Origin of the sequence: Luminiphilus sp. nBUS_16, from assembly GCF_051201645.1 — a bacterium.
Taxonomy (GTDB): domain Bacteria; phylum Pseudomonadota; class Gammaproteobacteria; order Pseudomonadales; family Halieaceae; genus Luminiphilus.
Genome location: NZ_CP179205.1, coordinates 3,410,249 through 3,431,415 on the forward strand (window position 1 = coordinate 3,410,249; position 21,167 = coordinate 3,431,415).

The window sequence follows — 21,167 nt, forward strand, 5'->3', positions numbered from 1 at the left end:
TGGCCTCTATTTATGCAGTATTAGGAGAGGTTGGGGGGATCTCGGTTACCCCTTCCCTGCTTTAAACCAGCGGAATAAACCGGAGTATTGCAGGGTGCTATATTCTGTTGATGTCCAAGTAGCTGGGCCTTGCCCGGCTCACCAGAGATAGGCGCGTCATGGGCATGGAGACACATCTCACAATGTTGCGTGTCATCAGCACCGTGCCAATGATCTACAGCGACAACCTGTAGCGACAACATGGCAATAATTGCAGCAACCACCAGCCATCGCCCAGAGCCTTTGTGAGCCCTGTTGATCGCCTTCAATGAGATGCTGTTATTCACTGTATCCGTTAACTCTTATTCTGTTGCAACATGGCCATCATCTTTTGATGCACCATGTTAATTGCCTTTAGAGGTCGAACCATAACCTTAAACTCAACGATAAGATTGTCCCGTAAGATGATGATATCAACCCCATTAACCTTAATACCATCCATCACGCACTCAAACTCAAAAACGCCGTGATCGCCATTAATGACCGTTCTAGTGTAGTGAAAGCCTTCGGAAAAAACCTGTCCCGCCGCCGATAAGTAGGCATATGAAATAGACCTGCCTTCTTGAGGCGTGTGCACAATAGGGGACCAAAAAACACAATCCGGGTCGAGAAGTTCCCACAGTCCCTCGTGGCTCCCCATCTCCATCATTTTAATCCAACTATCAAACGCTGTTGTCATATTGTCCTCCGGCGGCGATGTTATCATCTCCACCAAGGAAAAGAACAACCGCTGGCCTTGCCATAACCAATACGAGATCATCGGATCATGATGGAACTAGATCATTACACGCCGGCTGTAGCGACGTTGGTCTTGGGCGTTATAGGGCTGTTGATTCTCAGCCGCCTAAGCCAGCGTGCCTCAAATATCGATAAACCCTCATTGGTCCTCCAATTGGTATTTTGGGGCGCCGGGCTGGCTGTCGTTGTCGCGTTGGTGGTTGCGCTGCCGCTTGAAGCCAACGTACGAGGGCAAATACTCAGCCTTATAGGTGTTGTTCTCACTGCGATTATCGCCTTGTCCTCAACCACTTTTGTCTCGAACGCAATGGCCGGCATTATGCTTCAGGCGACGCGACCCTTTAAACCGGGGGACTTTATTTTGGTTAATGGTGTCTTTGGCAGAGTCACACGGCGCTCGCTGGTTAGTACCCGCATTCAAACGGAAACCCGTGACTTCACCAACCTCCCCAATCTGTTACTGGTGACGCAACCTGTCACCGTCCAGCATCGTGAAGGCACAATTATCCAGGCCGATGTATCACTGGGGTATGACGTTCACCATAGTTTCGCTGAGCGAGAATTACTGAAGGCCGCGGAAAGTGCTGGCCTCACAGATCCCTACGTATTGGTTGCCGAGTTACTGGATCACGCAGTGGTTTATCGTGCTGCAGGGTTCCTCGAGGATGTTGTGAACCCACTAACCGCCCGCAGTCAGTTGAGACAAAAGATGCTCGACGAACTCCATGGTGCAGGAATAGAGATTGCCTCCCCCAATATTATGGCTCAGCGGCAACAAAGCGGCGACACGCAAACATTTCCTACTGAAGTTCTAAAAAAAGTGACGCGCAGCTCCGCTGACAAACCAGAAGCCAAGATCTTTGATAGCGCACACGCCGCGGCGAATGTCCAAGCTCTGCGCGAGCAAATAGGCGAGATCAGAGTTGAGATTGACGCGCAGGAGGAGAAAATAAAAGCCGCCTCAGATGAGACGCGCGCCTCTGAAACATCAGTTTTAAAAAGCCTAGAGCGGCGACTCAAATGGCTGGAATCTCAAGAAGAGGCGTGAGCGAAATAACACCTCAAACCCCGGTTTGGGTTTGAAGGTCCTGCAGGGCTCTCTCGCGTTGTTCGTAAGCTGCTTGGCCTTTAGTCTTTTCTGAATCCCTAAGGCGTTGGTTGAAGCGACGCTTGCGAAAATGCGCCACCAGGGCCTCAAATCGCTTGGCTTCACGCTCACCTGCGAGCAGTGCATCTATTAATGCAATATCAATCCCCAAGCGATAAGCAATACGTGTAGGCCTGATTCGATAGGCATGAAATTCTGCCACCAGCTCAATTTGTCGCCGCTCAGACAAATGGCAGCTACAGCTATAGCCGTACGGTGGGCAGGGGGTTCTGGTATCAGCGACAGTCATGGCGGTATTTATAGCAGGGGTCGAGGAGACTGAAAAGTACCAAGGACCGCAAAACCTGAGAGACCTCTTCTAGCTCGATACGCGGTATTATGTTCAGTCGCGGCCCCAGCGAATCGTAGGGTATGCGACGGCCCCGTCTCTTCGCGCTTTTGAACGCAACGGCGTAGGCAACTCGGGCGTTTAATCACAATTTAGGAACAAGGGTTCAAGGCCTGTGAAGCCAATCGTTATCGCACATCGTGGAGCAAGTGCTTACTTACCCGAGCACACCCTACCGTGTGTCACTGCAGCGCATACGCTGGGGGCTGATTACATCGAACAAGACATTGTGCTGTCTCGAGATGGTGTGCCCATGGTTCTGCACGATATTTACCTAGACAGCACCACCGATGTTGCCCAGCAGTTCCCCACTCGAGGCCGCGACGATGGCCGCTTCTACGCCATTGATTTCGATCTCGCTGAGCTTAAATTACTGTCGGTGCACGAGCGTGTCGACCCTCAGGCACACGCTGTATTCAGCGACCGATTTCCGGTTGTTGACTTGGAGTTGCGCATACCAACCCTCCGTGAGGAGATTATTTTAATTGAGGGCTTGAATAAATCACGGGGTATGAGCGCCGGTTATTATATTGAAATGAAGTCACCGGCTTTTCACACTGCCGCGGGTTTAGACATTGCCAGTGCTACCATTGAAGTGCTCGAGGGCGCTGATTTACATCATAAAAAAGCGCCCATTTTTTTTCAGTGCTTTGATCCTGATACCTTGCGCTACCTCAAACATGACTTGCAAAGCCCTCTACCACTAATACAACTGATGGGGGATAACTCTTGGGAGGAGCCTCCCGGGGTTGATTTCGACTTGATGCGCACTGGACATGGCTTGGACGATGTCGCCACTTATGCCGATGGCATAGGCCCGTGGGTGCCTCAGCTATTCGAAGCAGATGGATTAACGCCGTCCCAGCTTGTCAGCGCCGCACACGCTAGAGGTTTATTGGTGCACGCCTACACACTGCGGGCAGACAGCCTGGAAGGCGGGTTTGAAAGCTTTGCTGCGCTGCATGAGGGCGTTTTTCTCAACGCAGGTATCGACGGGGTATTTAGCGATTTTCCCGATATTACACGGGGGTTTATTGACTCCCATTTCAGTACAGAGGGCACCAACAGCTAAGGCTGTTGCATAGGAGTAGGTAACTTTGATTCAGGGGCCAAAAACGCACAGACGCACTAAAATCGTGGCTACGGTCGGTCCCGGCAGTGACAGCGAAAACATGCTCAACCGATTAATTGCCGCTGGGGTAGACGTATTTCGACTCAACTTTAGTCACGGCTCGGCGGAACACCACGCCGAGGTTGCGGCGCGTATCCGACGTCAGGCCGGCTATGCGGGTCGGTATATCGGTGTTCTTGCTGATTTGCAGGGCCCAAAGATTAGAATCAGCGGGTTCGCTAGCGGGTCTGTAGAACTCACAGCAGGTGACCCCTTTTGTCTTGACCTCGATACCGCCCATGACGCCGGAGATCAGAGGCGCGTCGGAATTGAGTACCGCGCACTGCCAGAGCAAGTCGTGGTCGACGACATATTGCTGCTAGACGACGGCAAACTTCGCCTGCGAGTTGACGACGTCAGCGAGCGAACGGTCGACTGCACAATACTCATCGGGGGCCGTTTATCCTCACGCAAAGGCGTGAACAAACTTGGAGGAGGGCTCGCCGCTCCCGCACTGACGGAGAAAGACCGATCCGATATCGCAGGAATGGCCGAAGTTGACCCTGACTTCGTTGCCGTTTCCTTCGTTTCCAGCAGCGAAGATATTAACTTAGCTCGCGCACTACTGGCCGATGTCGGTGTGAGCCCAGCCATTATTGCGAAAATTGAACGCGCGGAAGTAGTAGCCGATTACGATTTACTCGACAGCATTATTAAAACAGCCGAGGGCGTCATGGTGGCTCGAGGTGACTTGGGCGTGGAGGTCGGTGACGCCCAACTCATTGGCATTCAAAAGGATCTCATCAAACGAACTCGCCGCTTAGATCGGCTAGTGATCACCGCCACACAAATGATGGAGTCCATGATCAGCAACAGCATGCCAACCCGGGCAGAGGTATTCGACGTTGCCAATGCGGTGTTAGACGGCACCGACGCGGTCATGCTCTCTGCGGAGACCGCCGTTGGTCAGTACCCTATTGAGGTGGTGACCGCTATGTCAGAAGCCGCGGTCGGCGCTGAGGCTCACCCCGTCGCACGAACTTCTCGCTACCGCCTTGATCGCGAGTTTTCCAGCGCTCAAGAAGCTATCGCGTTATCTGCCATGTACGGCGCCAACCACTTCTCTGAGGTGCGAGGTATTGCCACCCTCACCGAACGAGGCGTCACTCCAACTATGATGTCCAGACTGTCGTCCGGCTTACCCATTTTTGGGCTCAGCCGACAGCACAAAACACTGCAACGGTTGGCGTTGTGCCGTGGTGTGATTCCCCTCTATTTCGACGCTACCGCATTTGCAGCTGAGGATATTGAGAGCCGTGTCATGGAGTTTTTACTGGACGGCGGCTATTTAAGTCGAGGCGATTTCATATTATTGACGATGGGCAGTACGATGGGGAAGACGGGTACAACCGACCTCCTTAAGTTTTTACCTGTCGAATAACCCCAATTATTGCGTAATAAGTGCCATAAATCGCAAATTATTTCGTAAAACAGGGTGCACCTAGTGCTACACTCAGGGTGTTATGTTGTTCGTTCTCTCTCGGGAGGCGGAAGCTAAACACCGGGAAGAACCCGTTCCAACCTCGACGCATGGTGTCATGCCATCGTTCGGGGGTAATTAATGAAACAAAGGTACACTCAATGTCACAAGTTACAGGCACCGTAAAGTGGTTTAACGAAACCAAGGGTTACGGATTTATAGAGCAAGAAGGCGGCCCCGACGTATTCGTCCACTTTAGTGCAATTCAAGGTGATGGTTTTAAGACCCTCACGGATGGCCAAAAAGTTCAGTTTACGGTAGCAACGGGTCAGAAAGGCCCACAAGCTGAGAACGTAGTTCCCGCTTAATCAGCAATAAGATCTATGCAACGCAAAGGGGCTCCTACAGAGCCCCTTTTTTTATATTCAGAAATGTGAGTAGCTGAGTACGCAGGTACTATTGTGCAGCTATTGTTTAGATGTCTCTAGCCATTTCTTTCTGACGCTCTTCTTCGCTAGAGATGTACCGAATCCACTGCCGGGCGTACTTTTCAGAGCGCTTGTCTTTTGCAGCATCTCTAAACGCCTTCTTCGCACTCTTGTAGTCACCCAGATTGAAGTGGGCCATGCCCAGCACTAACCTCGCCGAGTCGGGTCGCTTAACCCCCCCTTTAGCAAGTCCTTTGCTAACAGCACCAATAGCCTTCTGGTGCTGATCACTATCGAGATAAACGTTACCCAAACGGGTGTACAGCTCGCCCTTCTCAGAAAGTTCGGCGGCCTTCTCCATGTTCGGAATCGCCTTATCAACCTCTTGAGCCTGACGCCAGGCGCTGCCTGTCAGCTCAAAGTTCTTTGACTTCTCTTCAACAAGTTCATCCTTGAACCCCTGCTCCATGACCTTAGCCGCGGGATAGGGAACTTCAGCGTTCAAATAAAGATAAGCGACCTGTACCAGCTCCGAGCTCTTATCAAGCAAACCTTGCAGATAGGCAGTTTCCATCATTGCAAGCTGCCTGGGCTCATCCTTCTTCTCACCGTACAAATGGGACGCCTGCACCCAGTACTGCTTTTTCGGGTAGTACTCAATCAGCGTGTAAAGAGTCGCCAATGCGTTGTCATGATCATTTTTATCGAAGTAAAGAAAGCGTGCCAGGTTGTACCACTGCTCTTTGGGCAACTTACCTTCAACCTCATACATTGAGATAGCCGTCTCAACGTTATTAAGCGCACTGTCGTAATCCTTAATCTGGTAATAGCCCTGGGCCAACAGAATATAAGCGGTAGCGTTGGGTTTATCGGACAGCTCAAACCACTCTAGCAAGGCGTCAATACCCGGGCGCCACTCCTCCTGCACAAAATACAGTTGCGCCACGGTGAACTTGGTGTTGATTTCCATAGCGAGGGGGATGTCGGGCTGTGCGACAACCTGCTTGTAGTAACCAAGAGCCCCTTTGTAGTCCTCTGCGGAGTAGCGCAAAAACGCATACAAATTATAAACGTTGGCCAACTCGTAGCTGTTGAGTGCTCGCTTACCTTCACCGGCAATCATCTGGTCAAGAACCTGCTGCGCGCTAACGTAGTCTTTCGCCTCTGCAAATGCCTGTGCTTCTGCCAGCTTTTCGTACACTTTGTTACGCAGGGCTGGGGTGCGACGTGTTTCGCGCTCCTTTTTGGCCTGGCTCTTATCTTGCGCGTGAGCTGAAGATACCCAACCCAGAGTGAGGGCTTGATCAACAACAACACCAGCACCCGTCATAGCGACTGCAAGAAAAGCGGTTCCTAAAATTCTCTTCATATTCTAGATGCCCTAACCTTTACGATCTATTGCTCTAGTTCGTAGGTAAACTTATTTTGAACGCCAGCGACTTCGATAGGCTCGCCATCGACCACGCGGGGCTTGTACTTGAACTTGGTAGCCGCCTTTACAGAAGCGCGATCGAAAATACCCGAGGGCTGGCAGTCGACTGCTATCGGATCACGAATTGACCCTGTTTTTGTCACCGTATACTCGACAATGCAGTACCCGGAAATACCGCGAGTCTGCGCGCGACGGGGGTAAATGGGTGCCACCTTTACAATAGGTAGATATTCCCCGTCTCCCGAAGACATTCCCGACGAGTTGAGCTTAAGCGAAATACCCGTAGTTGGCGCATTGTTAACCACGCCCATGTCAACGTCGCTATCAAATTCGATCGGCTCAAGATCGGGCGGTGGCTCTTCTGGGTCTTCAATCTTCTCGGGTAAAACTTCCTTAAGATTGGTCTCAATAACCTTATCAGGGACCACGATGTCGGCGATTTTTCTCGCCTTGGAGTCTTCCTGCTTAAAATCTCTGTCGACTAGGCTCTGCATGATGTAGAACAAACCTATTGCGACAGGTATCGCGAGCAATCCGCCAACAATAATGCGTACTGAACTACCCATCTCTATTAAGCCTCATCATCAGTCGAGATACAGGGAGGGGCGGTTAACACCGGGCGCACGATATCAATAAGCTCCTCAACCGCGTATGCCGGTGTTTCACGATCCACCTGTACAACAATATTTGCCTGCGGAGCTTCTTTCTTTGCCGCCTCAGCAGTTCGCAAAGCTTTGTCTAGCTTCAGCTTGTTCTTGTTGTAATAAATATCGCCCCGCGCATCAACAGCAAAAATGATCGTGCCACGAGCGCATGCCTCCGTGGTAGTTGCCTGCGGTTTGAAAATCTCGACGCCGGGTTCTTTCACGAAGGAGGAGGTCACGATAAAGAAAATCAACATGATGAACACAACGTCCAACATGGGGGTCAAATCAATTTGACCTTCCTGCTCTGATGACTGCCGCCGAGAGGTCTGATCTCGCATACTCATGCCGTACCCCTCACTTACTGCTTGCCCAGTTGACGACGCCCACGCCCGACTCACGGGCTGCGTCAGCAACGTCTACGACCACACCAGCTTCGGCGCCTTTTTCAACTTTTACTGTAACAGGAGCCTCTGGATCCTCGGCAAGCAACCGTTGAATATTGGCTCGAACAGCCCGAACGTCAACTCGGCGGTTTTCCATCCAAATTTGATTATCTGCCGCAACCTCAACAACGATGCTCACAGAGTCGTCTGGATCAGACTGCTGGTTGTCGTCTGGCCGGTTAACTTCGATGCCTGCTTCTTTGATAAACGAAGCAACAACGATGAAAAAGATCAGCATGATAAAAACAACGTCGAGCATCGGAGTTAGATCGATCTCAGCTCCGTCGTCTTCCTGCTGTTTGGCAATTCTGCGCATGGCTAACTACTCCTCCCGAGTACCAACTCAGTGGTCAGACGTGAGTTGATCTTCGAGGAACATCTGCTCGCGGCTAGCAACCCGCTGCAGGTAAGTATTTGCAAATAAACCCGATAGCGCCGCGACCATACCCGCCATGGTTGGGATCGTTGATTTCTCAACACCACCCGCCATTGACTTGGCATCTCCGCCACCGGTCACTGCCATTACGTTGAACACTTCAATCATGCCCGTAACGGTGCCTAACAAGCCGAGAAGCGGACACAAGGCAACGCATGTCGTAATGACATTCATGTTGTTGTTGATCATGTCACGACTACTTGAAAGCATTTTTTGACGAATCTGCTTCGCGTTCCATGATCGTCGTTCACTGCGATTTTCCCAAATGGACACAACCTTCGCCCGGTCATTACGCCAAGTGGCTGAGAAGTACCAAAGCCGCTCGAAGATCAGCGTCCACATGAAAAATACGAGTATCGCGATCAACCATAGGACGTTACCGCCTTTTTCCATGAACGCGAATATGACATCAAAAACCCCTGGCATCGAAACTCCCCTCAGCCTTTCGCTTAGCGATTGTGCTCGCGCTCAGCGTGCTCTGCCACGATTCCGGTTGCCTGCTCATTGATCACGTGAATAATTCTTTGAGCACGCCCGTTAACAATGGTATGGAGCAATACTGTGGGAATAGCAACCAACAGACCCAGTACCGTAGTCACCAACGCGCTGGAAATACCGCCCGCCATCGCCTTGGGATCACCGGCACCAAAGATCGTGATGGCTTGGAAGGTTATAATCATGCCTGTAACCGTTCCTAGCAGTCCCATAAGCGGGGCCACCGCAGCAATGATCTTTAGCAGCGTCAGTCCAGCTTCAAGCTGGGGCGTCTCGCGAAGTACACCCTCTGCCATTTTGAGCTCAAGGGTCTCTGGATCCATATCGGGCTTGTCTTCATGAATCTTCAGTACTCGGCCCAATGGGTTGTTAGAGTTAGCCGTGTTGGACTTCAGCTGGCTGGAGACCTTGGTGCTAACCATAGTGAGTACTAGCACGCGATATATCGCGAGCAAGAAGGCAAAAACGCCCACTGCTGTAATCGCGTAACCAACATAGCCACCCTGATGCCACCGCTCTTCTAGCGTAGGACTATCAATAATAGCGGCCAAGAAAGAACCTCCGGTCGGACCCGTAGGGTCAACACCAAACTGGTGCAAACCCGATGACGAACCCGCCAACTCATTGGCTTGGCCACCGAAAGCGCCGCCTGGCTGTCGAGGCAACTCGCTCAACTTACCGTTGGCGTAGGCCAGATAGTTACCGTTCGCGTCGATCACGTTAAACGCGCCGACCCGCACGACTTCACGCTGACTTAGCTCACCTGACGGTGTTGCTACTTCAGCCGTAAACTTGGCAATCGAACCCTGCTCCTTAACTTCACGCAGTAATTCGTACCAAACACGCTCAATCTCAGCAACGCTGGGAAGCTTGTCCGATCCGCTCATTTTAGCGATCAGGGCCTTCATGAACACTTCTCGGCCTGGGTACTGGGAAGAGACCAAAGACACGTCCATCTGTGACGCAAGATCGCCTGTTGCAGCAGTCAAGTGTCCAAACAGCTCTGACAGTGTGCCCAAGCGCTCTTTAAGTTGCTCCTGCTTGGCAGCGATGAGCAATTCATTATCTTCAAACTGCTTCTCGAGCCGTGCCGAACGCCGCTCTTCATTAGTGCGCTCTTGCTCCGCGCGACGTAACTCGCCTGCCTGGGTGGCTTTATTTTCAGTAAACCGGCGCTCGCGCGCGGCGTTATCAGAGGAGGCACGCGCCTTGCCCTCTTTAACCAAGCCTAATAATTGATTGAGGTTTTCAGCTGCAACCTCTTGCGGTGTAGGACCTGCAGGGACTACCGGCGCCTCTTCCTGTGCCAAGGCACCTGTCGAAGCCAGGGCTCCCGCAACAATAAGGGCTGATGCTTTAATAAACTGCGCAGTCATCTTAATTCGCCTCCGGCGCCGCTACCGGCATATTCAAGAGTTCTATGGTGGCTTGCTTCTTCGCGATGCGAACCCCTTTTCGTACTGCAGCGGCATAATCGCCGGCAGGCAAAGCCTCCCACGTGCCGCTACCCGTATCCCATGCGCCAGTTTCGGCACCATCGGTTGTTTGATACACCAATGAGATGCGTCCTATGCGCAAAATATCGACCTCGCGGGGCGTGCCGTTAATTTCGATAGTGTCGCTGTAAGATTCAATGCCTCGACCGTATTGCAGCTCGATGGAGTAAAGCTCCAGAACTTGGCGGAAGGCCTCTGCCGCAGTCACATCGGACCGATCGAGGTTATTTCGCACGGCCTCAATGTTGCCTAGGCGCGTATCAAGATCGAAGGGCATATCCAAATTAATGAATTGCTCCAAGCCGTCAAGCATGCGGCCCACCAGAGGCGGTATCTGGCGCTGAATAACAGCTGCCTCTGATATTGAACCATCAATATCAGCGATACGACGGTTCTGGTTAGCGATTTGCCGCTCGAGACGCGCGTTGTAGACGCGCAGGCCATCGACCTGCTTCATCACGGTCTTGTAGTCAGACAATAGGTCTCGGGTTTCGTCAGCAAGCCGATCAATTTTAGCTTGGGACGATTTAGCTTCAGCAGTGCGCTGCTTGCCAACATCGAGAATTTGGTCAATGGACGCGGCGTTTGAGGACGCTGCGACACCCAGGGCGCCGCTGGCGACGCAGGCCGCGAGCAGAACGGTTTTGAATCGGTGCATTGTCATGGGGTCGATACTTCCTCTCAGTAGGCAGTTAATACCTTTGGCCTTGTGAGCCAAAGACGCTGATCTAAGGTTTTTTATTAGCGCATGACGAAGATTTTTACTTATATACTACGTTCAAGCGACATCTAGACCTCGACTCTACCTGAGCCAAGGCGGCTAAATCAATCCGGAATAACACTTCTCTGTTCCTTCCGGGGGCTGCAGATTAACCACACCGGACGAATTCCACAACACTAAAATCATGGCTGTTTCTCGACCCCCCGGGAAAAAGTTCACGACTCTGCTCTTTCCAGTCACGTAAAACCGAAAGATCAAAGGTCGCGTCACCGTCTACGTTGCCATGTACCAACGTGATAAGGAGGCGATCCGCTTTGGGCAGGCATAGCCGATAAATCTCGGCACCACCAACCACGCAAATCGCTGCAGAACCGTCAATCAACGCCTGAGCCTGAGCTCTAGCTAACGCTTCATCAACGCTGGTGAGTACCGTGACACCCGGCGCATGCCAAGTAACATCGCGGGTCAACACTAAATTAGTTCTGCCTGGGAGCGGCCGACCGACAGATTCGAAAGTCTTGCGGCCCATCAATATAGGGCAGCCCATTGTCGCTCTTTTAAAGTGCTGTAAATCATCGGGCAGATCCCAGGGCAGGGCATTACCGCGCCCGATCACACCGTTTTCGGAAACCGCCAGCACCAAAACCACAGGAACGTTTTCATCTGTTTCTTGTAAATCCATCATTAAATGGCCACCGGCGCAGAGATATGTGCCTGGGGGTTGTAACCTTCCAGTGCAAAATCCTCGAAATTATATTCAAACAAAGTATCAGGCTGCCTCAATAGCTTCAGCGTAGGCAGCGGGCCGGGAGTTCGTGACAGCTGCATCTCGACCTGATCTGCGTGGTTGCTGTAGATATGGGCGTCGCCTATGGAGACCACCACATCTGCAACCCCCAAGCCCGCCTGTTGTGCAAGCATGTGCGTCAGTAGCGCCACCGAAGCAATATTGAACGGCAACCCCAAAAAAGTATCACTAGAACGGATAAACAACAGTGTCGATAGTTTTCCGTCAACCACATAAAACTGGTAGAGCAGGTGGCACGGAGGCAGCGCCATACGACCGGCACGCACATTGTCTTGAGGTGACAGCGTTTCATCGGGAAGATATTCGACATTCCATCCGTGAAAGAGAATGCGTCGGCTGTCAGGGCGATTTTTGAGGCAATCGAGTACATAAGCCAGCTGATCGATCTCACCACCGTCTCGGGTTGGCCAGCGCCGCCATTGGGCGCCATATAACGGCCCCAACTCACCCTGCTCAGTAGACCATTCGTCCCAAATAGAGACGCCATGTTCCTTTAGCCACGCGGTGTTGGTATCACCCTTGAGAAACCAAATGAGTTCGTTAGCCACGCTTTTAAAGTGCACTTTTTTGGTCGTCAACAATGGAAAACCATGATTGAGGTCAAAGCGAAGTTGCCGCCCAAAAAGTGAGCGCGTTCCAGTGCCAGTGCGATCGGTGCGGACAGCACCGTGGTCACGAATGTCTCTCAGCAAATCTAAATAGGCGTGCATCAGGACCCTCCAGAAAATGAATAGCTTCGTTATTGCTTACGGCTGCGATAGGCATAATGGAGCAGCCACAGGCCCAAAAGAAGCATAGGCAGGCACAACAGCTGACCTCGGGTGAGCCAACCAAAAGCCTGAAAGCCTAGATGGGCGTCGGGCTCTCGAAAAAACTCTGCAATAAACCTCAGTGCTCCGTAGCCCACAAGAAAGACCCCAGCTACCGACCACTGGGGACGTGGCCGTAGGCTAAAGACCCATACCAAAAGAAACAGCAGGCACCCTTCCAGCGCAAACTGATAGAGCTGCGAGGGGTGACGGGGCAAAGCCAAAGGATCTCTGGGAAAAATCATGGCCCAAGGCACATCAGTAGGGCGCCCCCAAAGCTCTTGCCCAATAAAATTGCCCAAACGTCCCAGAGCGAGCCCTACAGGTGCAAGGGGCGCCACAAAATCTGCAACGCCTGCGAACGCAATATTGTGACGGCGACCAAATACCCAAAGGGCTGTGATCACGCCCAGTAGTCCCCCGTGAAAGGCCATTCCGCCCTCCCAGACACGAAAAAGCCACATCGGGTCGTCGAGCCAACGGTCAAAGCCATAAAACAAAACGTACCCGAAACGCCCCCCCACGATGATGCCGACGGCAGCGTAAAAAATAAGGTCATCAACCTGAGCGCGGGCTATCGGTGAATCTGCGCGCTCCGCACGACGGCCGGCCATCCACCAGGCAAAGAGCAATCCGCCCAAATAGGTTAAGCCATACCAGTGCACCTTCAGGGGCCCCAGACTCAACGCCACCGGGTCTATTATTGGATAGTCGATCACTCAGTGCGCTCCTGTCCGGGCCTGACGTAGCGCTCCAAGCCTCTACGCTGCATTAACTCGTCGAGCAGGAGTTTGACCTCTTTAACCGAATGTAGTCCTGACAATTGCTCCAGCACCGCTTTAGCCTCGCCAAGTGTCACGGAGCTCAGTACCTTTTTTACCCTTGGTAGGCTCGCAGCATTCATGGAAAGTTGATCGAAGCCCATGGCGATCAACACGGGGGTGGCCCGGGGATCCCCCGCCAGCTCGCCACAGATACTCACCGGGCAAGACCGCTGGTGGGCATCTCGGCAGATTTTAGCCAAGGCTCCCAACACCGCAGGGTGCAAGCCGTGATACATGTCCGCAACCCGCGCATTGGTGCGGTCCACTGCCAACAGATACTGGGTCAAGTCATTGGACCCCACCGATAAAAAATCGAGTCGATGGGCTAAAGCGTCGGTGAGCCAAACCGCTGAAGGCACCTCTATCATTGCGCCCACAGGAGGGAATTTTTGCGTGTAACCCTCAGCAACCACCTCGTCATGACAGCGCTGAATTAAAGCCAAAGATTCCTCAACTTCCTCAATCGCAGAAATCATAGGTAATAAAATTCTTAAATTACCCAGACCCTCATTGGCTTTCAGCATCGCTCTGATCTGCGCCAAAAATATTTCGGGATGATCAAGGGTGACCCGAACTCCGCGCCAACCCAAAAATGGATTGTCTTCACTGATTGGAAAATACGGCAAGGATTTGTCGCCGCCGATATCGAGGCTGCGCATGGTAACCGGTGCAGGTGCAAAAGCTTCGAGTTGCTCACGGTAAAGCTGCCGCTGTTCTTCTTCACTGGGAAATTTGTCACGCAATAAAAAGGCAACTTCGGTTCTGTAGAGCCCAACGCCATCAGCCCCCGACTCCAAAGCCCTCGGTAAATCGGCCGTCAAGCCAGTGTTCACCCATAACGGAACGTTGTGGCCATCTAGGGTTTGGCTGGGCTCATTGCGTAATACCGACAGCTCTTCTGATAGCGCCAGGTCGTCATCGACTAATTGCTGGAATCTCCGCAAAACCTCCTGCGGCGGGTTGATGTAAACCCGACCGTTGTGACCATCAATCACCAGAGTCCGAGCATCAAGCCGACTGTAGGGCAAATCAGCTGCGCCCATAACGGCGGGCACGCCCATACCCCTAGCAATAATGGCCGCATGACTGTTCGCAGAGCCTCGCAGGGATACTACGCCCACAAGATGATCTCTAGGCACTTCACCCAATGCCGATGCGGTTATCTCTTCAGCAATTAGAACAGTTTTCTCTGGCCAGTCCCGTCGATTTTCTGAGTCATCCTGAAGATAAGTGAGAACCCGGGTGCCAAGATCTCGAACATCAACTGCACGCTCCCTTAAATAGCTATGCTCCATGCGCTCGAAATGCTTGATGTGTGTTAAAAGTACCTGACTCAACGCCCCTTGTGCCCACTCACCAGATTTGATGAGAGAGGCAACCTCACCTCCAAGGGTGGAATCATCGAGAATATTTAAATAAACGCCAAACAGCGCATGATCTTCAGCCGACAGCTCATGCTTTAAGTTGTCAGATACTATTTCGATATCATCCCGCACACGAGCCAACGCCGCGCGGAAAGCACGTAACTCTGCTTTACGATTTACCGCCTTGCGTGAGGGTACCGCGGCCAGGTCAGCAGTTGGCGAGACAAATACCCCCTCACCGATGCCAATGCCAGGGGAGCCAGCCACGCCCACAATGCGTGTGATTGTTTTTGAGCTGGTGTCTGGCAATGCAGCCAAGCCAGACACTTCAGCGTGAGCAATGATGCCCGCCAGTTGTGCCGAAATGGTGATTAGAAAAGCTTCCTCGTCATCACTAAAGCGTCGCGAGTCGGCCTGCTGAACAATCAACACACCCAGCAGATCTCGTTGGTGGATGATGGGGGCGCCCATGAAGCTGTTAAAACGCTCCTCTCCCAACCCGGGCACCAGTTGAAAGCTGGGATGGGCGCTGGCGTCTTCGAGATTCAGCATTTCTCCACGAGTCGCTACCCACCCCACAAGGCCCTCGGTTCTCGCCAGAGAAAATGCTCCGATTTTGTCGCGATTCAGGCCTTCCGTCGCTCGGAAAACTAAGCGCGTGGTCGCTCTGTCAGAGAGGTAGACCGTACACACATCAGTGGCCATCGCCTGTCGGACCTCATGAACAATAAGCGATAATGCCTGCTCGAGGTCATCAGCCTCACTAACCGCCTGAACAATTTTGCGTAGGGTTTCAATCACCGCTTGCCACCCCGACGTGCTCGGCGGCGAGGTAGCAGAGCGGGTAACAAGGCTCCCAAAGCTTCGCGATAAACCTCGCGCTTAAAATCAACCACGCCAGTCAACGGATACCAATAGCTCACCCAGCGCCAGTCATCGAACTCGGGCTTGGGGTAAGCGTCGAGTTTGACAGCGGCATCTCCAGCCAAGAGGCGCAGCAAAAACCAGCGTTGTTTCTGACCAATGCACACCGGTCGCTCGCGACGACGCACGTAACGCTCCGGCAGGCGGTAGCGCAACCAGTCAGAGGTCTGTCCTAAGATGCTTACGTCGTCGGGCTGGAGCCCGACTTCCTCATCGAGCTCGCGATACATCGCCTGCTCGGGGCTCTCACCACCGTGAATGCCGCCCTGAGGAAATTGCCATGAATCGCGCCCGCCAACGCGCCGACCCCAAAGCACATCACCATCCTCGTTGACTACGATAATGCCAACGTTGGGGCGAAACCCTTGTTTGTCTATGACACGCTCTTTATCAGAACCGGCCAATGCGGTGCTCCTGTTTTGGGTTTGTGGGACCTCTGCGATCAGGATATTCTTCCACAAAGCGGCGGTCCTCGCCTTAGCAACTTGAGAAAACTCAAACTGGAGCCCAATTGGCCCTCGCAATCTTCGACCTCGACAATACCCTAATTGCCGGTGACTCAGACCACCGCTGGGGGGAATTTATTTGTGCCATTGGCTTAGTCGAAGCCACTCAGCATTCCGCCCAGAACGACAGCTTTTTACAAGCTTATCAGGATGGCACCCTCGATATATTTGCCTATCTAGACTTTGCCTTGGGCCCGCTCGCAGGCCTCAAAACCCATGAAGTCGCCGTTTTGCAGCAAGAATTTATGGATGACTGGGTCGAACCTCTGATTCTATCCGCCGCTGAGGACCTGCTAGAAAAACACCGAAGGCGGGGTGATACCCTGCTGATCATCACTGCAACCAATACCGTTGTGACCCGGCCCATCGCCGACCGCCTAAACGTTAAGCATCTTATTGGCTGCGAGGCCGAGTGCCTCGATGGCGTCTATACTGGGCGCCCCACGGGCATTCCCTCGTTTCAGGAGGGCAAAATAACCCGCCTGAAAGAGTGGCTTAAAACCCAAGACACCCCGTGGGAAACCAGCCACTTTTACAGTGACAGCCATAATGACCTGCCCCTGCTACAGTGGGTGGACCAACCCTACGCCGTTGACCCCGACTCCAAGCTACATGCGATTGCCACAGCCCGAAGCTGGCCAATTCTCTCTTTGCGATGACGTTTATTGTTTAACGCTGGCAATTGCCAGCGATTCGGTCAAGCCAGATTAATCTTCGCCAGTACAGGCATCGGCATAATCATCGGCCGTCAACATGCCCTCTAACTCGCTGAGATCCTCTACCTTCACCCTAAAAAACCATCCATCGTTGTAAGGGTCACTGTTGATTAACTCGGGCTCGTCCTCGAGGTTCTCATTGAGCGCAACCACCTCACCCGTTACAGGAGAATAAATGTCTGATGCGGCCTTAACCGACTCAACAAGCCCCGCTTGATCTCCACCCGCGAGCTGGTCACCGATGCCGGGCAACTCAACATACACCACGTCACCTAAACTCTCCTGCGCATGTTCGGATATGCCCACGGTTACCGTGCCATCCTCTTCAATACGGGCCCATTCGTGGCTTTTGGCATACTTCAGTTCCGACGGATTATTACTCATCACTTCATCTCACTACTGCTTGGTTAAATTCGATCACTTGTGATCGGCTCTTTAAAAACGTCATGGCACTGCAATGCAAATACTCACTGGAAAACATCGGCGGTCGCTGCAACCGAAATTACGTCAAAGCCTGTCGGGCGAGCCAGTTCTTAAGGGGCGTCGCTGCATCAGTCCAGGATAAACCCATGTTACGAGCCACTCTGATGGCTGGATGCGTGGAGCCGAATCCGCGTTTGAAGGCTTCCATTGCTGACATCATTAACAGGTTGTCGGTTTTTCTGCGGCGCTGATAGCGACGCAACGTCCGCTCGCTTCCCAGTGCGACTCCCTGTTGCCACGCCCGTCCTATCTCTTCTGACAGCACGGCAACATCCTTGAGGCCAAGATTAATACCCTGTCCCGCCAAGGGGTGAATACTGTGTGCCGCGTCACCCACCAAGGCAACCCCTTGATGCACATAATCGACAGCGTGGCACTGGCGAAGCGGGAACACCCCTCGTCGGCCTATAGCCTCCACAGCGAGGCTGTTAGAGGCAAGTGCCAAATTCAGCTGGGCCAAAAATGCGTCGTCATCCAAGCTCTGTAGCGGCTCCCACTGAGGGTCATCTACAGACCAAACGATGGAACATAGCCGCGGATCCGATAAGGGAAGCAATGCAAGAGGCCCGGCATCTAAAAATGCTTGATAACAGGTTTTTTTATGTTCTTCGGTGAGTCTCACCGTAGCAACAATAGCGTGCTGGTGATACGACCATGTCCGAACAGCAAAACCCGCGAGGTCCCGGGTGCGTGATCTTGCGCCATCGGCACCCACGAGCAACGCCGCCGTTAAGTGTCGCCCCTGATGTGTCTCCATAGTGACCGCGTCATGCTGTGATAAATCTGCAGCCTCTAAACTGTCCTCCCAGCACACCCGAATGTTGGTATGTTCATTAATTTTCTTCAGCAGCGCCTGAACCGTGACGCGGTTTTCAACGATATGCCCCAGCAGTGGCACTTCCAAAGACTCTGCAGAAAAAGCGATGCGACCCGTACCTGCACCATCCCAAACCGCCATATCGGTATAGGGACCAACCCGGTGCTGCTCCATTTCCTGCCAAACACCTCGCTCAGCCAACCATGCAGCCGATGAAGGTGTGAGCGCGCTGACCCTTGCGTCCCAACCCGCAAGATCTGAGACGCGAGGAGGCGCCGAGGGCTGACTGCCCGCCTCAATAATTGTGACCTTCATACCCTGCTGGGCCAACCCTAGTGCCAGAGACAACCCCGCGATTCCCGCACCCACAATCACTATATCGCTACTTTCAGCGGCAGCCATCAGTGACGCCCCTCATGCACTAGATCCATACCCTTGCCCGTACCACGCCGAGCGATAGTCCTACGTAACGGCACCAGCAGATCTAATCCTACGAGCGCGGCATCCCTCGGGAGGTCTAAAAAGACACCTCGAGACCGGAAGAGGGTGGCAAGAAAATCCGTAGCGCGGGTGGTCTCTTGCTGGTCCTTGGCAACTGCAGATTCGTACTGTCTTAGCGCCGGGAGTGACAGAGCGTCCTCGCCGCGACCTCGAGTCACAGCCAGTGTCTGGGCTAAACGGCTGGCATCGCGCAAGGACAGGTTGAACCCCTGGCCAGCAACAGGATGCAAAGTATGTGCTGCATTTCCCGCTATCACGATGCCTGCGCGGACCTGTTCTCGGACCGAAATTCTGGATAAGTCCCAAGCGGTGCGGCGACCCACATCAGTCAATCGCCCCAACCGCCAGCCTACAGCTCGCTGCAAAGCCTGCAAAAATTCGGCGTCGTCAGCCCCCTCGAGAGCACGGGATTCATCAGGGTGCATGGACCAGATTAGGTTGTAACGCTGGCTACCGGAAACGTCATCGGGCAGCGGCAGTAGCGCTATCGGCCCATGCTCAGTAAAGCGCTCCCAAGCGGTACCCTTTGACACGCCTTCAAAACGAACGTTGGCGGCCACCGCCCTCTGTTTTACATCCCGCCTCACCATATTTACGCCTAAGTGATGGCATAACGATGAATCAGCGCCATCGGCGATCACCACCAAATCAGCAACAATAGGGGCCTCTTCACCTCTCAAGATTGCAGGACTAGCGCCGCTGACATCGACACCCGTTACGCCAGCGGGGGCTTGCAGTACAACACCACTGTCAGCAGCAAGTTTGAGGAGCGCAGCGCCAACAAAGTGGTTCTCTACAACATAACCGAGGGCCGCTTCCCCAACGTCACTCGCCTCCATAACAGCGCTGCCAAAACGACCGCGACTTGAGACATGAATGGCCTTGATAGCGGCTCCAACAGCCTCAATTTGCGGCCAAATACCCCAGGACGTTAGGATATCTCGACTTGCTAGATTTAGTGCTGTCGCTCGAGAATCGAGGGCACTGGGCGCGCCAGAGGGTAGAGCTCGGGCCTCCAGCACTCGCACCGCAGCCGATGGCAGGCTGCGCTTGAGGGCTATTGCAAAGGCAAGCCCCACCATACCTCCGCCGACAATTTCGACTCGCACGGGGGCGTGCTTAGCTCGCTGCCATGAGCTTTTCAATGCCTTCAATGGTTTTAGGCACGCCATCGGTGAACACTTCGCAGCCCTCGGCAGTTACCGCAACATCATCTTCAATACGCACCCCAATACCCCGCCACTTCTTGGCCACTTTGTTGTTAGTGGGCGATACATAGATGCCGGGCTCAATGGTGAGAACCATTCCAGGCTCGAGCTGTCGCCATCTGCCATCGATTCGATAGTCACCGACATCATGCACATCCATACCCAGCCAATGGCCCGCGCGATGCATGTAGAAGTCTTTGTACGCCTCTGCCTTTATCAGGTCTTTTTCGTTACCTTTTAGCAGGCCAAGCTCAACGAGGCCTCGGGTAATCACACGAACCGTTGCATCGTGAGGTTGATTCCAAGTATTCCCCGGCTTCACCTTGGCTATCGCGGCCAGTTGCGCCTTGAGGACAACCTCATATAACGCTCGTTGCTCAGGGCTGAAGCGCCCGTTGACCGGAAACGTCCGCGTAATGTCTGCGGCATATCCCTGGTATTCGCAGCCCGCATCAATCAAGACAAGGTCTCCGTCTCGCAGCTTGTCGCGGTTCTCGGTGTAGTGCAGCACGCAGGCATTCTGTCCGCCGCCAACAATACTGTTGTAGGCGGCCGCCCTCGCACCATTTTCGACAAACTCATGGAGAATGGCGCCCTCAAGGTGATACTCGTACCGGCCTTCACGGCTTTCGCGCATGGCTCGGCAATGCGCCTCTGCTGAGATCGCGCCCGCGCGTCGCATTATTTTCAACTCTTGAGCTGTTTTAAACAGCCGCTGCTCATGCAACAGAAAAGCCAAGTCGGTGAAGTCGCCCGGAGGCTTCGCACCCGTTCTGATCTGGCGTCGAATCTGATTAACCCAGCCCATAACTCGACGATCAAAGTCATCGTTGTGACCCATAGAATAGTAAATATGCTGCTTACTCTCCAAGAGCCCTGGCAAAATATCGTCGATGTCCTCAATAGGGAAAGCGTCATCCATACCGAATTCAGCAACGGCGCCTTCCGGACCCGCTCGATAGCCATTCCATAACTCCATTTCGGGGTCACGATCCCGACAAAAAAGTACAACTTGGCCTGCTCTGCGGCCGGGGATCAGCACCAAGACACCATCCGGCTCATCAAAGCCCGTGAGGTACAAAAAGTCGCTGTCTTGGCGGAAAGTGTATTCGGTGTCCCGGCTGCGCGTGCATTCTCGAGCAGCGGGCACTAGAGCAATGCTGTTGGGCTCCATCATTGCCATTAAGTTTTTACGACGGCGGCTGTACTCGGCTTTGCTGATATTCACGTGGCTTCCTTCTCGGT

The 21,167-nt window shown here is 53.1% G+C and carries 24 protein-coding genes; 5 read left to right on the forward strand and 19 right to left on the reverse strand.

Features of this window, described 5'->3' with window-relative positions; genetic code table 11:
• Positions 1-20: 20 nt before the first annotated feature.
• On the reverse strand, positions 21-326 hold the full coding sequence (locus ACMAY6_RS14985) for a hypothetical protein (protein WP_435213136.1): 306 nt from the start codon (positions 324-326) through the stop codon (positions 21-23).
• An 8-nt stretch (positions 327-334) separates the two neighbouring features.
• Positions 335-718, reverse strand: a complete 384-nt coding sequence (locus ACMAY6_RS14990; protein WP_435213138.1) for a nuclear transport factor 2 family protein — start codon at positions 716-718, stop codon at positions 335-337.
• 87 nt (positions 719-805) lie between these two features.
• Here ACMAY6_RS14990 and ACMAY6_RS14995 point away from each other — a divergent pair, with 87 nt between their 5' ends.
• Complete coding sequence (locus ACMAY6_RS14995; protein ID WP_435213139.1) at positions 806-1,825, forward strand: mechanosensitive ion channel family protein; 1,020 nt, start codon at positions 806-808, stop codon at positions 1,823-1,825.
• Between the two features lie 13 nt (positions 1,826-1,838).
• Here ACMAY6_RS14995 and ACMAY6_RS15000 read toward each other — a convergent pair whose 3' ends face one another.
• Positions 1,839-2,114, reverse strand: coding sequence for a hypothetical protein (locus tag ACMAY6_RS15000; RefSeq protein ID WP_435213141.1), 276 nt, complete (start codon positions 2,112-2,114; stop codon positions 1,839-1,841).
• Between the two features lie 274 nt (positions 2,115-2,388).
• Between ACMAY6_RS15000 and glpQ the strand changes: the two genes are divergently transcribed.
• The 3 genes from glpQ (at position 2,389) to ACMAY6_RS15015 (ending at position 5,232) form a co-directional block, all read left to right on the forward strand.
• Positions 2,389-3,345: a glycerophosphodiester phosphodiesterase gene (glpQ, locus tag ACMAY6_RS15005; RefSeq protein WP_435213143.1), complete on the forward strand. Its 957-nt coding sequence runs from the start codon at positions 2,389-2,391 to the stop codon at positions 3,343-3,345.
• 25 nt (positions 3,346-3,370) lie between these two features.
• The gene (gene pyk, locus ACMAY6_RS15010) at positions 3,371-4,825 is read left to right on the forward strand and encodes a pyruvate kinase (RefSeq protein ID WP_435213145.1); all 1,455 of its coding nucleotides are present in this window, start codon (positions 3,371-3,373) and stop codon (positions 4,823-4,825) included.
• Positions 4,826-5,025: 200 nt separating this feature from the next.
• The gene (locus ACMAY6_RS15015) at positions 5,026-5,232 is read left to right on the forward strand and encodes a cold-shock protein (protein ID WP_007234068.1); all 207 of its coding nucleotides are present in this window, start codon (positions 5,026-5,028) and stop codon (positions 5,230-5,232) included.
• A gap of 106 nt (positions 5,233-5,338) precedes the next feature.
• Here the strand turns inward: ACMAY6_RS15015 and ACMAY6_RS15020 are convergent, their stop codons facing one another.
• The 12 genes from ACMAY6_RS15020 to ACMAY6_RS15075 all read right to left on the reverse strand — a co-directional run bounded on the left by ACMAY6_RS15020 (position 5,339) and on the right by ACMAY6_RS15075 (position 16,095).
• On the reverse strand, positions 5,339-6,661 hold the full coding sequence (locus tag ACMAY6_RS15020; RefSeq protein ID WP_435213147.1) for a tetratricopeptide repeat protein: 1,323 nt from the start codon (positions 6,659-6,661) through the stop codon (positions 5,339-5,341).
• 26 nt (positions 6,662-6,687) lie between these two features.
• Positions 6,688-7,290: an energy transducer TonB gene (locus tag ACMAY6_RS15025; protein WP_435213149.1), complete on the reverse strand. Its 603-nt coding sequence runs from the start codon at positions 7,288-7,290 to the stop codon at positions 6,688-6,690.
• A gap of 5 nt (positions 7,291-7,295) precedes the next feature.
• Positions 7,296-7,715 (reverse strand): ExbD/TolR family protein, encoded by a 420-nt coding sequence (locus tag ACMAY6_RS15030; protein ID WP_435213151.1) that lies wholly within the window; start codon positions 7,713-7,715, stop codon positions 7,296-7,298.
• A gap of 10 nt (positions 7,716-7,725) precedes the next feature.
• Complete coding sequence (locus tag ACMAY6_RS15035; protein WP_435213153.1) at positions 7,726-8,130, reverse strand: ExbD/TolR family protein; 405 nt, start codon at positions 8,128-8,130, stop codon at positions 7,726-7,728.
• 27 nt (positions 8,131-8,157) lie between these two features.
• Positions 8,158-8,676, reverse strand: a complete 519-nt coding sequence (locus tag ACMAY6_RS15040; RefSeq protein WP_435213155.1) for a MotA/TolQ/ExbB proton channel family protein — start codon at positions 8,674-8,676, stop codon at positions 8,158-8,160.
• A 23-nt stretch (positions 8,677-8,699) separates the two neighbouring features.
• Positions 8,700-10,121 carry a MotA/TolQ/ExbB proton channel family protein gene (locus tag ACMAY6_RS15045; RefSeq protein WP_435213157.1) on the reverse strand — a complete coding sequence of 474 codons (1,422 nt, stop codon included), beginning with the start codon at positions 10,119-10,121 and terminating at the stop codon, positions 8,700-8,702.
• Between the two features lies 1 nt (position 10,122).
• Positions 10,123-10,905, reverse strand: a complete 783-nt coding sequence (locus ACMAY6_RS15050) for a DUF3450 domain-containing protein (RefSeq protein WP_435213159.1) — start codon at positions 10,903-10,905, stop codon at positions 10,123-10,125.
• 205 nt (positions 10,906-11,110) lie between these two features.
• Positions 11,111-11,647, reverse strand: coding sequence for a dihydrofolate reductase (locus ACMAY6_RS15055; protein WP_435213161.1), 537 nt, complete (start codon positions 11,645-11,647; stop codon positions 11,111-11,113).
• A complete protein-coding gene (locus tag ACMAY6_RS15060) occupies positions 11,647-12,480 on the reverse strand; it encodes a thymidylate synthase (RefSeq protein ID WP_435213163.1) in 834 nt (277 codons plus the stop codon). The genes ACMAY6_RS15055 and ACMAY6_RS15060 overlap by 1 nt, the downstream gene beginning before the upstream one ends.
• Positions 12,481-12,509: 29 nt before the next feature.
• Positions 12,510-13,298 (reverse strand): prolipoprotein diacylglyceryl transferase, encoded by a 789-nt coding sequence (gene lgt, locus ACMAY6_RS15065; RefSeq protein WP_435213164.1) that lies wholly within the window; start codon positions 13,296-13,298, stop codon positions 12,510-12,512.
• Positions 13,295-15,568 carry a phosphoenolpyruvate--protein phosphotransferase gene (gene ptsP, locus ACMAY6_RS15070; RefSeq protein ID WP_435213166.1) on the reverse strand — a complete coding sequence of 758 codons (2,274 nt, stop codon included), beginning with the start codon at positions 15,566-15,568 and terminating at the stop codon, positions 13,295-13,297. Before ptsP ends, lgt begins: the two co-directional genes overlap by 4 nt.
• On the reverse strand, positions 15,565-16,095 hold the full coding sequence (locus ACMAY6_RS15075) for an RNA pyrophosphohydrolase (RefSeq protein ID WP_435213168.1): 531 nt from the start codon (positions 16,093-16,095) through the stop codon (positions 15,565-15,567). The genes ptsP and ACMAY6_RS15075 overlap by 4 nt, the downstream gene beginning before the upstream one ends.
• A 107-nt stretch (positions 16,096-16,202) precedes the next feature.
• Here ACMAY6_RS15075 and ACMAY6_RS15080 point away from each other — a divergent pair, with 107 nt between their 5' ends.
• On the forward strand, positions 16,203-16,856 hold the full coding sequence (locus tag ACMAY6_RS15080; protein WP_435213169.1) for an HAD family hydrolase: 654 nt from the start codon (positions 16,203-16,205) through the stop codon (positions 16,854-16,856).
• 48 nt (positions 16,857-16,904) lie between these two features.
• Here the strand turns inward: ACMAY6_RS15080 and gcvH are convergent, their stop codons facing one another.
• The 4 genes from gcvH to pepP form a co-directional block, all read right to left on the reverse strand.
• Complete coding sequence (gcvH, locus tag ACMAY6_RS15085) at positions 16,905-17,297, reverse strand: glycine cleavage system protein GcvH (protein WP_435213171.1); 393 nt, start codon at positions 17,295-17,297, stop codon at positions 16,905-16,907.
• Positions 17,298-17,415: 118 nt separating this feature from the next.
• Complete coding sequence (locus tag ACMAY6_RS15090; protein ID WP_435213172.1) at positions 17,416-18,615, reverse strand: UbiH/UbiF/VisC/COQ6 family ubiquinone biosynthesis hydroxylase; 1,200 nt, start codon at positions 18,613-18,615, stop codon at positions 17,416-17,418.
• A complete protein-coding gene (locus ACMAY6_RS15095) occupies positions 18,615-19,823 on the reverse strand; it encodes an FAD-dependent monooxygenase (protein WP_435213174.1) in 1,209 nt (402 codons plus the stop codon). Before ACMAY6_RS15095 ends, ACMAY6_RS15090 begins: the two co-directional genes overlap by 1 nt.
• A 10-nt stretch (positions 19,824-19,833) precedes the next feature.
• Positions 19,834-21,150 carry a Xaa-Pro aminopeptidase gene (pepP, locus tag ACMAY6_RS15100; RefSeq protein WP_435213176.1) on the reverse strand — a complete coding sequence of 439 codons (1,317 nt, stop codon included), beginning with the start codon at positions 21,148-21,150 and terminating at the stop codon, positions 19,834-19,836.
• Positions 21,151-21,167 lie beyond the last annotated feature (17 nt).